This window comes from Chitinophaga sp. CB10, from assembly GCA_001870995.2.
In the GTDB taxonomy this organism is placed as follows: domain Bacteria; phylum Bacteroidota; class Bacteroidia; order Chitinophagales; family Chitinophagaceae; genus Chitinophaga.
Map to the genome: position 1 here is coordinate 1 of MLAV02000002.1, position 15,392 is coordinate 15,392.

Here is a 15,392-nt window from a genome sequence, read left to right on the forward strand (position 1 = left end):
GTGAAATTTTTTCTTTTCATGGTCAAGATTAAAGTTAATGAATCAATTCATAACTCTAATTCTTATGGCCGAAGTTCGGGGAAGTCTACATTACAAGAACAGATAGAATTGAGGACGATTTGAAGTTAATTCTTATTCCTCTAAAAAAGTTCTGTTCATCCACTACGCAGGTTGCTGAATTAATTGAAAGATTATTTACCCATATTAAAGAAGGAAAAGATCTTACAGAATTTAGGATTGGTAAAAGGATTGCTAAAGGAGGAAAAGCTCTTGCCGATTCATTGATACTTGAACCCAATTCAAGAAATCAAGGGATAACAATGGAAGATGTCATTAATTACTTGGGGAATATTGATGCTAGTAATAAATATAATTACACAATTCCGATAAATAAAACTGTTAATCCAATACATTTTGAAGATTATAGTGGTATTCAGTTTGAGCGTTTAGTTTTTGCATTTGTATCTAGACAAAGACGATGGGATAAAATTCATTGGCTTGGACAAACTGGGAGTGATGGGGGAAGAGATATATGGGGAATGGTAGATGGGAAAACTTTCTGTTATCAATGTGCCAATTATCAGAAGTTGACCTTTAAGAAAATAGCTGACGATATAGATAAACTTATAAAGGGGAATAATATTCCAAACAATTATATCGTTGTCGCTGGAGGAACAATATCGGGTGATGTGCGAAAGAAGATAACAGAGCATAGTCATAAATTAGGAGTTTTAGATGTAGAAATCTGGAGCGGTGTTGAATTTGAAGAAAAGTTGCGACATTGTACACCTGAACTTATAAGAAGGTTTGTAAATGGAGAATCTTTTCCTGAAACGCCTTCTGCATTGAAACAACTTGTAAACGAATTTGATATTGATACTGACCAAACTATCCTTCAGTCTATAACGGAGTGCTTTGATAGACCTGCGTTTACAACAAGATTCAATAACGAGTCGAATATTCCTGATTTCGAGAAAGCTATTACTGATACCATTGAGGTACTAAATACAGGTGTACGTCGGCTAAGAGATGGCTTTTTTGTAAAAAGAATACCTTCCCGTCACGAAGTAAAAGACCCTCAAATAAAAGATGGCTTACAAAATATTACTCAATTAGTTATACAGCTACGAAACACCTTTAATGAGTTAAGAAGGAATAACCAAATTAAACCTTGTGGATGTGGAAAAAACAACTGTTCAATCTGGATATTAACAGATAAAGCCTGTATTGAAATGGATATTGCTCGTAAAGAAATATTCAGCAATTTCAAAGGTATATTTCCATCCTTTAACTTGCAATTACATTAGATATGGCATATCAAGAAATAATATCGGCAATTGGTCTTGTTGGTTTAGGAGGAATGCTACAAAGTGGAATTAATTATCTTTTAAATAAAAAAGAACTTAAAAGCCAAGCTCAGCATGAATTTAAAAACACTCGCTACAAAGCCCTAATACTGCTTGCCAATGCAATGTTAGATTTCGATAAACATCAGAAAGAACTAAAAAAACATGGTCGGGATTTTACCGCAAAAGCGCAATTGCTCGACGAACTAATAATCGAAAGAGATAACATGATCCTTTTTGCATCCGATAAGGTTATACTGTCACTAAGTGCCTATATTAGAAACCCCACGAGGGAAGGTTATTATGAGTTAGCTATTTCCATGCGGAAAGACCTATATGGGTTGAAAACTAGGTTAACATTTTCTGAAATCGTTGGCGTTTAGCCTGCAAATACCATAAAAGACAATTAAACCTCAATAAATTTTAACTCTGAATCAAATGAACTACATTGACAGAATTTTCCCTACCAACAAAGGACTTACTACTTATTTGGATGAACTGCTAAATAAGAATTATCAGATACCCACTTTCCAACGAGAAGTTGTTTGGGATAGGGAAAACGTTAAAAAGCTATGGGATAGCATTTATAAATTCTATCCATTAGGAAGCATTCTGATTTGGAAAACTGATCTTAAACTTCAAAATCATAGGCAGGTAGGTGGCCATCGGATCACTGATGAAAATTTTACCCGAGCTGAATACCAATATATTCTTGATGGGCAACAGCGAACTACTTCATTGCTAACTTCTTTATATGGCGGTAGCATAGAGGGACAGGACGGGTTTAACCCGACTCTATATGTTGACTTTACAATACCTATAAACAGTGATACTGATGATGAAAGCTATCGAAGCCGATTTTTATTTTGGGATGAAATAGACGATAGAAATGGAGAGTTACGATATAATACAGGCAAGAAAAACAGATTTAATGAGGGGCTAATAGTTAAGCTCATTGACGTAAAAAATAACTTTGGAAGTATTGAACGAAAACTGGTAGAACATCCAAATCCCAATTATAAGGAATACGATCACCAAGTTCGGAAAGAGCTTAGGCGGGTAAAAGAAATCCTTGACAATTACCGGATTTCATTTATTGAAGTGAAAGGAATACAGGTTTCAGAGGTGTGCCAAATATTTGAACGAATTAATCAAGCTGGAAAGCCGCTAAATATTTTTGACATAGTAGTTGCCAAAACTTTTAAACCCAGCACGAATGGAGAAGCCGGCTTCTATTTGCGGGAACTGATTGACAATTTCCGGAATACAAACCCAAGTCAGTTTCTACATATCAGCGATTTGGACTATTTACAAGCCCTTGCCGTATTAATATATTGGAATGTTGAGGATAGCGGTGTAAGAAATATCACTGATCGCTATTTGAATGAGATAAAAACAGAGCATATACTCGAGGTTTGGGAGGATGCAAAAAAGGCACTTCTAAAAACATTTGACTTTTTTGAGAACCATTTGCATATCAAAACACCTCATTTGATACCCTTCCGTTACTTTTATTTTACTATAACAGCTTATTTTTATCAGAACCTGTCTCCAAATTACGATTTTCTGAAAAAATATTTTTGGTTTTACAGCTTCCACAGTAACGAGCTATTAAGTAATACCACACACCTTTTTCAACATATAGAGTTTTTAGATACTGAAAAGTACAAAAAACAGTATAAGTTTGACCGGTTCTTGATTAACAAAGAGACTCTACGGTCTGCGTCCTATAGTTCTAGGGGCCGATTAAGCCGAGCGATGCTATCACTATTTGCCAGCATGAAACCGCGGGATTGGGAGCATTGTGATCGGGAGGTATTAGCACATAATCTGTTCTTTGCCACAGATAAGCCCAACCTTCATCATATTTTTCCTACCAATTCTGAATACGTCCTAAATAATCGGCACCTTAATAAGATTGATAATAATTCACTTCTGAACATCGCCTATCTCACTCAAATTACCAACCTTGATATTACCAACAGAAATCCCCTAGAATATTTAAAGGATTATGACAAGCCGGAATTTGAAGCAATTATGCCCTCCCATTTCCTACCTCCACAGATTTTGGATTGGGTAAGAAATGAGACCATGCCGATCAATGCAATTGATCTTTTTGTGGAAGAACGACTTCAGCTAATACTTGATAATCTTAAACGAAAACTAGTAGGAATCGCCTTTGAAGAATTTGATACTTCAGAAGCATCTACAGAAGCAATATTGGCTACCTGATTACCTTATTAACTAAACTTCAATTCTGACCTATTTCGACAATATCTGTCAATAAACTCCACAATTCTACCCAAATACCTAGCAAAAAGGCTCGAAATTTGAACCATGTTCTCCGCAGAGACTCGAAGTTGGAAAAGCCCGCGCAATGCGCGGGCTTTTGTTTTTCCTGCCTATCCTATTCAACATTCTTCAGGGCATCCACTATTATATCTCAAATAATTTGAGTGATGTGAAATAATGATCCCCCGGTTTATTTACAGAAAATAATTTCCACGCCGGTATGATCGTCATTAGATTCACCATTAGTCAGCTTCCTGCGCGTCACCAGTGAGAGTTTGTAAGCGCAGGATGGCCAGGTATTAAACGCCGGGGAAACCGTTCCCGGTGTGGCGAAATCAATTACATTATTGGAACCACGGGGCACATTACCTGCGCCGCCGGTAATGGAAATACCGCCCGGAACAGCGGCACTGGCAATGCCCAGCGCCCAGGATGCGAGCAACTCATGATCTGCCGTGTAACGGACATGCGCATGGGTAGTGATAGGCGTACAACCGCTAACGCCGGTCGTCAGCTCATCGAGCTGCAGGAGCCGTACTTCCTCCCAGTTATTTACATAGATCACCCCTTTGGTAACCTGTTCCCTGAAATGAACGGAAGCAGGGTTAGACGGATCATCCGTAGTCTGGTATGCAAAATATACGCGCCTTCCATTTTTAGGGCTTGCAGGGGCATTACCCGGCGCATCGCCCGGCGCCAGCGGGTTCCCGCCCGGGACGAGCACATTGGTATTTACCCACAGCAACGGCCCGATAAAACCATTATCAATTCCGTGTTGATCGACTCTTACCCAGCCATTGGCATCCTGGTGCAGCACATGATCCGGGATTACGCCGGGCGCGCCATCCGGCGGAATGCTATCCGGTACGGAGGCTGGCTGGTTCGGATCAATTACGATATCCTGAAATGCCTGCACCCCATTCCAGGTGATTTCGCGCACGCCAACTACCAACCTGCTCTGTTGCGTTTGCGCCAGGGTAACCGGGTTCCAGGTAGCGCCGTCATAGGAATAGGTAAAGCGGTAGAACAGGGGTTTGGTATTGTCTGACGGGACTTTTTTAGTGGCGTATCCCACCAGCTTCACCGCGCCAAAGAAGCCAAAGCCGGTACCACTGGCGAAGGTGCGGTTAATGGCTGTGAGGCCGTTGGCATCGATGTCCCCGATGATCTTGTATTCGCCAAAGCGTGTAAACAAGGGCGTATCAACGGTATAAATATCACCGTCCGGCACGCAGAGCTTTACACAGAAGCAATTGTGCGCATTGGTACGAGCACTGGTATGCCCCATGCTGCGCGGTTCTTTCAGCAGTACCGCTCCGGAGCCTGACTCTACCCGGAAATAAAGATCCGGACCCGCCGGCCATTCTACATTCAGCCAGTTAAGCAGCGTTTTTGAAAAATCGGCCGATGAATACACGATCCTGAAATGACCGGAAGCATCCGTAAAAGCGCTGCCCAGGGGATCATCCTGTAACAGATCCACATCATAGGCGAAAACCCGCAGGCCGTTTAAAGGCTTACCGGTCTTGCAATCCACCACTTTCCCACAGATAACCCAGCGATCCAGCTGTTGCAGTATCCGGCACCACCATTTGGAGGCAATACAGTATTCCCATCCGAATACATACGCTTCGCGGTCATTGGCATTGCTTACCCGCCATTGCGGCTGCAAGGTGCTCAGGTGAAACTGGAAGTCTGTAATTTGCTTTGGAGGCACAGGCTTACCAAAGCCGGTGCCGCAGGTAAAATCGATATCAAATGCTTCTCCTTTGTAATTGTCCTTTTCACCCAGGTTAAAAACAAACTCGCCGTTTTCATTGGCGGTGGTTTCGGCCAGCAACAAATTACTTTTTGCTTTCACCTCCCCGGCTGTAACCTGGTGGAAGGTCTGATTGGTATCCGCAACAGCCAGGACGGCCACTGCTTCCCTGTTTTCGACGCGGTAGAGTCTTACCTTGACTCCCGCCAACGGCTCCCTGCAATCATCTGTGCATAAGAGGCCGCATAATCTTCCTTTAAAAACGTAGTTCATAACAATTGGGGTTTGGGGCGCCTACTCATATTTCCCTTTTCGGCTAACGGGCGCCTACTCTTTCGCGGATTTTCGGCATACTCCGGCATAACAGGAAGAAGAATTCCACTCACCGGTCAGGTGGCGCTTCCTTATATGTTAGTCGGAGTAAACCAGGGAAGGTAAACAGGAGGCGGCACTATCCCGGGTCAACAAACACGTTACTGATAGATTTTTCTGATTGGGGCGGGCCTATCAGCGTACTCCCGGATACCGGCATAATGCGCAGTACATCCGCTCCAACAACGTACAACCGTTAACCGCAGCATTAAATCTCTCCCTAAAAAAATAAACCAAAGCCCTCATGGAGTGTAACAAAAACAAAGGGCGCCCGACCAGCGGACACCCTCCATTTGCCATTTAACAACTATCCAGTTTTACTAATTAATAACCGCTGTTCTGTTCCAGATTCGGATTCAGATCGCGCTCGCCCAACGGAATAGGCCACCAGTAATCGCGGAGCTTATCGAAAGTCCGCGTTTCCAGGTTTTTGCCCGCATAGTTCTGAATGGTAGCATTCATCACGGTTTCAGCGATTTTCCACCGGCGGATGTCGCTATAATACAATCCTTCGCCGGCAAATTCCACGCGTCTTTCATGGCGGATCTCCTGGCGGAGCGCCTCCTTGCTTAAACCTTCGTTGAAATGCGGCATACCCACGCGGTCGCGGATACGGTTCAGCGCCGCAAAGATGGTCGCATCCGGGCCGCTGACTTCATTCTGCGCTTCCGCGTACATCATGAGGATATCGGCGAAACGCAGCACGATGAAGTTGATATCAGACTGGCCATCCTTCAGGTCAGATTTATCTTTCGGCGGCGCGGCCTTGTCGTACATACTGAATTTCTTCATGCCGTAACCCGTGATCGCGAAGCGGGTAGCGTTGATGACAGCGCCTTTGTAGGTATCGCCCGGATATGTAAACGTGGCGTTCAGGCGCGGATCGCGGTCCTTATAAGGATTGGCGGGATCGTAGCCGGAAGCAGGATCTGTGATAGGCAACCCTTTGGTGGTATAATAGGTTTTGGCCAGGTCCAGCAAAGGCGCGTTGGTATTGTATTGGGAGCAGATCAGGTCGAAGGAACTGCCCTGCTGCGGGAAGATGTACTGCACATCGAAAATCACCTCCAGGTTATTTTCATTTTCCTGCAGGAAGAGGGAACGGTAATCCTTGAACAAACCATAACCGGTACCAGGCAGGTCCATCACCGCTTTGGCCGCATCGGCAGCGGCTTTCCACTTGGCTACATCATTGGCTGGATTGAGCAACGGACTCGCTTCGTACAGCAGCACCCTTGCTTTCAGCGCCATGGCAGCGCCTTTGGTGGCGCGGCCCAAATCAGCGCCGGTGAATTTCAACGGGAGGATGTTAGCAGCGCTGTCGAGGTCCGTCAGCACCTGCGCCACCACCTGCTCGCGCGGCGTGCGGGGCAGCTTGGCCTGCGTGGTTTTATCAGGCGGATCGAGGATCAACGGTACGGCGCCATAGTAATTCTGCAAAAGGAAGTAATAGAGTCCGCGCAGGAAATAGGCTTCCCCTTTCATCCTCCTGCGGGTAGCGTTGTCGAGCGCCGTTACCTCGTCTACTTTCGCCAGGAAGGTATTGCAGCGGCCAATACCGGCATAGCAATCGGAATAGCGGCCGGTGATGATACCACCGGTGCTCGACATCTGCGTGCCGCGCGCAATGGTGTTAAAACTCAGGGCATCCGTTTGGTTGTAGGCGTTGGGCGTAAGCGTTTCTTCCCAAAGCGCGGTGGCGTTGTTGGAAGTTTTACCGCCATAAACGCCGGCGTTGCGCAATACGGAATAACAGCCCACGAGCCCTGCATTTGCGGCTTCCGGGGTTTGCCAGAAGGTTTCTTCCGTATAGCGGTCGTGCGGCACCGTATCCAGCAGGCTTTTGTTGCAACCCGCAGCCAGGAAACCTGCGCAGGTAAGTAAGACATATATCCTCTTCATAACTATCATGGTTTAAGTATTAGAAAGTGATGTTGATACCACCGTTAAAGGTTTTCAACATTGGGTACCGGTACAGCGTAGTTTGGTCCAGGATGGCCTCCGGATCAAAGTCCTTGTATTTGGAGAAGGTCAGCAGGTTTTCGCCGTTGATGAAGAACTGTACTTTCTGGATTTTCACCCTTGACAGCAGGCTTTGCGGCAGGGAATATCCCAGCTGAATGCTTTTCATTCTCACGTAAGAGTTATTCCTGAGCCAGAAAGTAGAACGCTGGAAGTTATCGATACCGCCGGTGCTGGTAGTAACGATAGGCAGGCGCGCGTTTGGATTTTCAGGCGTCCAGGCATCTCTTGTCCACTCCCAGGTAGCGTTTGCGCCATTGTTGAAAGGGAAGGCCAGGTTGGCCGTGGGCAGCGCTTTCACGCCGGCAATGCCCTGGAAGGAAGTAGAAAGGGTGATGCCTTTATATCCCAGGTTGAAACCGAATCCAAAAGTGGAGGTAGGCACGGAAGAAGAGCTGTTGACGATCACACGGTCGTCCCCATTGATGATGCCATCGTTGTTTACATCCTTGTATTTAATATAGCCAGGTTTTGTATTGGCGGATTGTTTGGCGCTTTTAGCCACTTCATCCTGCGTCTGGAAGATGCCTTCCGCCTGCAGCAGGTAGTAAGCGTCTATCGGGTAGCCTTCGCGGGTGATGGTACCGGTGCCGTAGATGATTTCCCCGTGGAGGTCCGTCACCCTGTTTTTATTGAAGCCTACGTTACCGAAAACGTTCACGTCGAGGTCGCCGAATTTATCGTTGTATTGCAGCGTAAACTCCAGGCCTATATTTTTCACGGAACCTACGTTTTGCTTAGGACCTGCGAGGTTGCCCACCTGGGAAGGAATGTTCACCGGGCGGAGGATACCGTTGGTCAGTTTGTGGTAGGCGTCGATGGTGAGGCCGATGCGGTTATTCCAGATATTGATATCCGTACCTACGTTGTAAGTGTTGGTAATTTCCCATCTGAGGGTGGAATCTGCATCGGAAGTTTTAGCAGCGCCGGAGTTGAGCGTGCCGCCGAAACTATAGTCTTCCCCTAAGATAACGGAAGCCTGTGTGCTGTAGAGGTCTACCGCCTGGTTACCCATTTTACCGGCAGATGCGCGCAGTTTCAGGAAGGAAATAAAATCGGAGTGGAAGAATGATTCCTTATCGATGCGCCATGCGGCGGATACGGACGGGAAGAAGGCCCAGCGGCTTTGTTTACCGAGGCGACTGGAACCATCGTAACGGAAGGTAGCTTCCAGGTAATACTTCTCGTTGTAATCGTAGTTGGCACGACCGAAGTAGGATTCCAGCACATCGCGGGTCATGTTACCGCTGGTGGCATTCCAGGTGGTGCCGGCGTTGAAGGCGTCCAGCGTGCCATCCAGGTAGCCGTACATGCTGGTGGCCCAGGAGTCGCTATCCATATTGTCGTAGCTGGCGCCCACCATGGCGGAAACGTTGTGTTTGGAGAAGGACTTCTTCCAGTCGAGTGTATTATAGAAATGGATGTTCAGGTCGTTATAGTCCGTTTTAGCCGCTCTGGGCGCGGTAGCCGGGCTATTCCAGTTGGTAGGTTTCAATGTTTTCGGATCGAAGGTTTGCATACGTGGCGTGAAGCCGCTGAGCAATCCGTCGTATTTATCCACACCGAATTTGATATTATAGTTGATATCAAAAGGCAGTTTGTATTCCGCAAAAACGGTGGTAAGGAAGCGCTGTACTACTTTCGTCTGCAAGCCGTTGTAGGCGAGCATACGGGGATTTTCCCAGTTGTTGCGGCCGGCGGTTCTGAGCCAGGAGTTACCATAGCGGCCATCTGCCAGCGTATCGGTGAGGATAGGCAGGGTGCGGGCCAGGTAGGACCAGGAGTCAGTATAGAAAGGAGTGGTATAGTTGCGATAATAACCATCCAGGGTAATGCCGGTGCGCAGGCGTTTGGATACCTCCATGGAGGCGTTGAGGCCAACGGAGTATTTCTTTTCGTGGTTGCCTGGCCCGAAGAGGATACCGTCCCTGTCGAGATAACCGAGGGAGAGGCGGTACTGGTATTTATCCCCGCTGCCGGCCACGCTCACATCATGTTTCTGGATGACGCCATTTTTCAGTGCGATCTTATACCAATCGTTTGCAGGATAAGTGAAAGGATCAGTTTTCATCCCGGCTTCGTATTCAGCGATGTCTGCATCGCTGTATTCCTGCGCTTTGCCTTCGTTGCGGAGCGCTTCATTTTTCAGCTTCATGTACACGATCGGGTCGTTGATGGCATCCGGGAGGTAGGTCGCTTTCTGTTTACCGTAGTAGTAGCTGTAGTTGACGTGGGAGGCGCCTCTTCCCTTTTTGGTGGTGATGATGATAACGCCGTTTGCCGCGCGGGAACCGTAGATGGAGGCGGCGGCATCTTTGAGTACCGTCATGGTTTCGATATCGTTCGGGTTGAGTTCATCCATGGAGTATTCGATACCGTCCACCAGTACCAGCGGGTTGTTGCTGCTCAGCGTACCTACGCCGCGGATGCGGATGGTGCTGCGGTCTACCCCGGGCTGGCTGTTAGTAAGGTTGGCGAATACGCCCGGCACGCCGGCGAGGGCGTTACTGGCGTTGGTGAGGGGCTGGCCTTCTTTTTCCGCCATTTTCACGGTGGTGATAGCGCCGGTGAGCGTCGCTTTTTTCTGCGTACCGTACCCTACCACCACTACGTCGTTCAGCTTCTGGATATCTTCTTCCAGGGTTACGTTAACGGTGTTGCCGGCGACTTTCACGTCTTTGGACAGGTAGCCGATGAAAGAAAATTTAAGGGTAGCTCCTTCGGGCGCGCTGAGTTTGTACGCGCCGTTGATATCCGTAACGGTTCCATGGTTGGTGCCGGCAACCTGGATATTCACACCGATCAGCGGTGTGCCGTTTACGGCAGTGACTTTACCGGAAACCGGCCGGTCCTGCGCCTGTAGTTGCATAGGGATACCGCAAAGCATCCAGATACAGCCCAGCAGGAGTATTGCTGGTTGAATCCCGTGGAATCGCGAGAAAAATTTCATACGTGTGATTTTTTATTAATTGGTTGATAATAAACTGCTTTGTTGCCTGGCGTTCAGTCGTCTGTTAGGATACTTGGTAATTATACCGGCTACTGCCGAACTCTTCCCGAATACTTGGCGTGTTGTATTTACTTATGCTTTATTTCATTTTCACCGTGCTTTCAGAATATGAAACTAAAAAGAAACAATTTGAAACCAAAATATAAAATAAAATGAAAAAAAGTAAAAAAAGCGTGAGGAACGGAAAAGAAAGAAAAGTTATTTTGTAAGCTATTGATTATTAATTAATAATAAATTAACATCCGGTTCAAAATAATTTCAAAATATTTCGGGTACTTTCATAAAAAAGAAAAAATTATCCAATAATGGGGTATTTTTCTTTTCAAAGGGAACTATATGTAAGCATTTGAAACGAGATTATCAGCGCTTGTAAACGAACTCATAAATAAGCGACCAGACACTTAAATGCGTAATTTTATAGGATATGTCTATGATCAATATTGCTGAACGTCATAAGTTTATTCTGAATAAACTACACGAGAAGGGATATGTAAACGTACTGGAGTTGTGTAAAGAACTGGATGTATCAGGAGTGACTATACGAAAAGACCTGAAGCTGCTGGAAGATAAGGCACTCTTATTCCGCTCGCATGGTGGCGCTACAGTGCAGAACCCTTATACGAACGATAAACCCGTCAACGAAAAGGAAAACATCCGCCGGGAGGAGAAGAACAGGATAGGCCAGGCAGCCGCGGCGCTGATTGCGCCTAATGACGCTATCATTATTGCCTCCGGGACTTCCGTACTGGCTTTGGCAAAAAATATCCAACCCAAAGGCCACCTGATGGTGATCACCGGCGCATTGAACGTAGCGCTGGAACTGCTGCGCCGGCCGGAAATTGAAGTGATACAGCTGGGCGGCCAGCTGCGCAACAGCTCCACCTCCGTTACCGGCTCCTATGCGGAAAAAATTCTGGACGACTTTTCCTGCAGCAAACTATTCCTCGGGGTGGACGGCATCGACCTTGAATTTGGCCTTACCACTACCAACATCATGGAAGCGCACCTCAACCAGAAAATGATGGCCACTGCTCAAAAAACCATTGTGCTGGCGGATTCTGCGAAATTCGGGCGGAGAGGGTTCGGCCGTATCTGCGGCATGGAGGATATTGATGAAGTGATTACAGACAGCGCTATTGCGGATCACCTGGTGAAGCGGATGGAGGATATGGGGGTAAAGGTGACTGTGGTGTAGCGTAGGTGGTTGATAGCGAGTGGGAATGCAATTTAACAGCCACAAGTCCCATGTAATAATTGTGAATGCAATTTAACAGCCAGGCGTATAATAAAAGCCCCATGTAACAATTGCGAATGCAATTTTATTAGCCAGAAACATAATAAAAGCCCCATGACAGTTTCCCATCATGGGGCGACAGTTAACATCCTAATGCTCCTGTAACAAAACATCCAGCTGCCCTTGCAGCTTAGCCAGTACTTCCGGCCCTTCAAAACCTATATTCACAAACCGGATGTTTCCTTTTTTATCAATCAGGTACGACGCCGGAATTATATTAAACCGGAACTTCTCTCCTATTTCCGGATCGGTATTGTAATACACAGGGAAAGTGTACTTCTTGTTACCACTCCACCCCTGCGCATCGGCAAGGGTATTCTTAGCGCCGCTGTTGGCGATCATAAAAACGATGTCCTTATTGTGCTTATGCTGATCGTAGAGCTGCTGCAGGTACGGCATTTCCTGCATGCATGGGATACACCAGGTGGCCCAGAAGTCGATCAGTACAATTTTCCCTTTCAGCGCCTCCGGCGATACTGCTTTGCCCTGCATATCCACGAAAGAGGTAAGCGCAGGCGCAGGCTTGCTGACCTGCTGCTTCCATATTTTATCCCGCAATATTTTTTTCCGGAATGCATCCAGCCTTGCCAGCTGTTGTTCGTTGCCCGTTTGCCGGTAATAGGCAGCGGCATCGTCCAGGGTTTCCTTATCGGCAATTTCCCGTACGGCCAGCGCCATATGCTTTTCCGCCGCTTCCGGGCGGTGCTGCTGCAAAGCAATCAATCCCAGCAAAGCGTGCAGGCGGCAAGCGGCTTTTTCGTACACGGACTGCCGGGTACTATCGTCCGCAAAAGGATAGATATAGCCCGTTTCAGGAAAATACCTGATCACTCCTACCGGGTAACGGTGCACGCTATCCAGGGCGAGCTGCGCATAACTATATGCCGTATCCGGGGCGAGCTGCTGTTGCTGCAGCGTGCGTCCTATTTCTTCCCAGACAGTTGCCGTATAGGGGCTCTCCTTTTCCGGTGTCAGGAAACGCGCGTGGTATAAAGCTTTGGAAGCATTCTTTTGTGCGGCATAGTACCGGAATAAATATTCATGCATGGCCGTAAAGGTCCCGCTGTTCTCCTTTGTTTCCTTCTTCAGCTCCTTTTCAAACCAGGCTATCTGCGCTGCCGTGTCCTTCCCTTTTGCCATAGCGGCGGCATTCAGTTCCCGCCCGGGCGCTGAATCCGGATACCGCTCCATCACCACTTTGCGGATAGAATCCAGCCGGCTGTTTTCACCGATGATGAGGTAGCCCATGGTCACTTTATTCAGGTTGCCGCTATTTGTTGGATCGGCATAGAAGCGGTCCGCAATTATTTGGTGCGCCTGTTTGCGCAGGGCGGCTTTCTTTGCGGGCGAATCAGTGGCATTCATTTCATTGGCGAGCAGGCGCAGCTTTGCTTCGTAGTTGTTGGGATACAAGGCCAGTTCCTGTTTAAACAAGTCATGCTGCCGGCCAGCCAGCAACGGGGACTTCCCCATTTGAGCGCCCATGCTGTAAGCTTTGTAAAGGAACACGTTTTCCACCGGCCGCTTATTTTGATACACGGCTATTTCGTAATGCCGGTCCTTTGCCGGTTTATTCACCTGTTCTCCGCTTTCCAGGTAAAACGTGGCAAATACGGTGTAATTAGCGAGGAGGAAGGAGGCGGTCCATTTGCCATTTACCTGCTGCATTTTCATGCGCCAGGGAAGATTATAAAAGTTGGAATAGGTAAACACCAGCGTCACTTCCTTTGCGTCCGCAGCAATGCCGTTGCCCGGCACGGCAGGGTCAAACGTCACCGTCACCGTTTGCCCTCTTTCAGGATAGGCCGGGGATATGACCACGGACTGCTGCCCGTTGCTATTACTGACGACGAACAGCGTCAGTAATAGCAGCACGATTATTTTTTTCATATAGTCGGCTTAGTTATAACCCGGGTTCTGGGTCAGGTTAATATTTGTTCGCATCGCATCGGAAGGAATCGGATACAGCGTATCGGTCGACTGCCAGTTGGCGCCTTTCAATGGCCCCAGGACAGCGTCTGAGCGTTTGGTGCGCTTCAGGTCAAACCAGCGGTGGCCCCACTCGGCAAAGAGTTCCAGCCGGCGCTCCTTTTCCACGGCCAGCAACAATGCGGCCTTATCCAGGCTGGCAGATAAATCTCCCAGTCCGGCCCTTTTGCGGATGGCATTCAGATCGCCCCGGCCTTCATCCAGCTTATTCTGTTGTATCCTCGCTTCCGCGCGGATCAGGTATTGTTCCGCCAGGCGCATCACCATGGAGTATTCCGTGATGCCGGCGGCAGCGCTGCGGATCTTGTATTTATAAGGGAAGTAATACACCGGGCCTGAACCGGGCGTTCTGAAGTCCGTCCACCTGGCGAGGCGCAAGTCCCCCGGCTCGTAAGCCGCCACTAAGGTAGCATCCAGGCGAAACACCGCGGTTCCCGTTGCCGTGGCAGGAGTTGAAGTGAACCCTTCCCAGGTATTGCGGCCACCGCTGACGTTTAACGGTTGTATCTGCCATAAAGCTTCTTTACTCGTCGCCAGGAAAACAGTATTCAAATCCGCCGGCAGCGTATAGGCGTTATTGTTAATCACCAGGGAGGCTGTCGCTTCCGCCAGGTCCCACTGCTGGTTGTAGAGGTACACTCTCGCCAGCAAACCGTTTGCCACGGCTCTATTCGGCCGGATGCGCTGGGCCGTAGGGTAGCTATCCTCCAGCAACTGCACGGCTGTTTTCAGGTTGCTGATCATGGTATCATATACTTCCGCACGCGGCGCACGGGGCTTCACCCCATTCACCTGGTAATCCGTACCTGTGATCAAAGGCACATCGCCATACATGTTCACCAGGTAGAAGTAAAAGAATGCGCGCATGAAATAGGACTCTCCCAACAGCTGCTTTTTCACGGCAGGCGTAAGGGTGTTGGCAGCGGAAAGCCCTTCTATACAGGCATTCATCTGGTAAATATAGCTGTACATATCCGCAAACAGGCTTTGCACATACTGACTGCTGGGCAGCAGCCTGTTTTCCCGGAATACGTCATAGTTGGCAAAGCTGCTGAAATAGTACATCTCATCCGCCTGCATGGCGGTCAGGTAGTTCATGAGGATGTTGGCAAACTGGTAGTTGAACGAATACATATTGCTGTACACGCCGGTTACCGCGGCAGTAGCCGCCTTATCATCCTTGAATACCAGGCCGGATACCAGTTCATTTTTAGGCAATGGCGTGTCCACATATTTACTGCAGGAAGTAGCAGCAAACAGCAGCAGCATGGCTAATAATATTTTTAATCGTTTCATGATATATCTTTT

The 15,392-nt window shown here is 47.6% G+C and carries 9 protein-coding genes; 4 read left to right on the forward strand and 5 right to left on the reverse strand.

Features of this window, described 5'->3' with window-relative positions; translation table 11 throughout:
• Nucleotides 1-119 precede the first annotated feature (119 nt).
• From BOC67_RS03300 to BOC67_RS03310, 3 genes are read left to right on the forward strand one after another with little or no spacing between them, the layout of a single operon-like run.
• Nucleotides 120-1,307 (forward strand): hypothetical protein, encoded by a 1,188-nt coding sequence (locus BOC67_RS03300; protein WP_291907235.1) that lies wholly within the window; start codon nucleotides 120-122, stop codon nucleotides 1,305-1,307.
• A 2-nt stretch (nucleotides 1,308-1,309) separates the two neighbouring features.
• A complete protein-coding gene (locus tag BOC67_RS03305; RefSeq protein WP_291907236.1) occupies nucleotides 1,310-1,729 on the forward strand; it encodes a hypothetical protein in 420 nt (139 codons plus the stop codon).
• A 55-nt stretch (nucleotides 1,730-1,784) separates the two neighbouring features.
• Nucleotides 1,785-3,578, forward strand: a complete 1,794-nt coding sequence (locus tag BOC67_RS03310) for a DUF262 domain-containing protein (RefSeq protein ID WP_291907238.1) — start codon at nucleotides 1,785-1,787, stop codon at nucleotides 3,576-3,578.
• 250 nt (nucleotides 3,579-3,828) lie between these two features.
• On the opposite strand, the gene BOC67_RS03315 is transcribed toward BOC67_RS03310, so the two are convergent.
• From BOC67_RS03315 to BOC67_RS03325, 3 genes are all read right to left on the reverse strand, one after another.
• A complete protein-coding gene (locus BOC67_RS03315; RefSeq protein ID WP_291907241.1) occupies nucleotides 3,829-5,670 on the reverse strand; it encodes a hypothetical protein in 1,842 nt (613 codons plus the stop codon).
• 423 nt (nucleotides 5,671-6,093) lie between these two features.
• Nucleotides 6,094-7,671 (reverse strand): RagB/SusD family nutrient uptake outer membrane protein, encoded by a 1,578-nt coding sequence (locus BOC67_RS03320; RefSeq protein WP_291907242.1) that lies wholly within the window; start codon nucleotides 7,669-7,671, stop codon nucleotides 6,094-6,096.
• Between the two features lie 19 nt (nucleotides 7,672-7,690).
• Nucleotides 7,691-10,741 carry a TonB-dependent receptor gene (locus BOC67_RS03325; protein WP_291907244.1) on the reverse strand — a complete coding sequence of 1,017 codons (3,051 nt, stop codon included), beginning with the start codon at nucleotides 10,739-10,741 and terminating at the stop codon, nucleotides 7,691-7,693.
• A gap of 484 nt (nucleotides 10,742-11,225) precedes the next feature.
• On the opposite strand from BOC67_RS03325, the gene BOC67_RS03330 reads away from it, so the two are divergent.
• Nucleotides 11,226-11,996, forward strand: a complete 771-nt coding sequence (locus BOC67_RS03330; RefSeq protein WP_367115518.1) for a DeoR/GlpR family DNA-binding transcription regulator — start codon at nucleotides 11,226-11,228, stop codon at nucleotides 11,994-11,996.
• Between the two features lie 189 nt (nucleotides 11,997-12,185).
• On the opposite strand, the gene BOC67_RS03335 is transcribed toward BOC67_RS03330, so the two are convergent.
• Both BOC67_RS03335 and BOC67_RS03340 read right to left on the reverse strand, forming a co-directional pair.
• On the reverse strand, nucleotides 12,186-13,985 hold the full coding sequence (locus BOC67_RS03335) for a TlpA disulfide reductase family protein (protein ID WP_291907245.1): 1,800 nt from the start codon (nucleotides 13,983-13,985) through the stop codon (nucleotides 12,186-12,188).
• 9 nt (nucleotides 13,986-13,994) lie between these two features.
• Nucleotides 13,995-15,380 (reverse strand): RagB/SusD family nutrient uptake outer membrane protein, encoded by a 1,386-nt coding sequence (locus BOC67_RS03340; protein ID WP_291907247.1) that lies wholly within the window; start codon nucleotides 15,378-15,380, stop codon nucleotides 13,995-13,997.
• Between the last annotated feature and the right edge of the window lie 12 nt (nucleotides 15,381-15,392).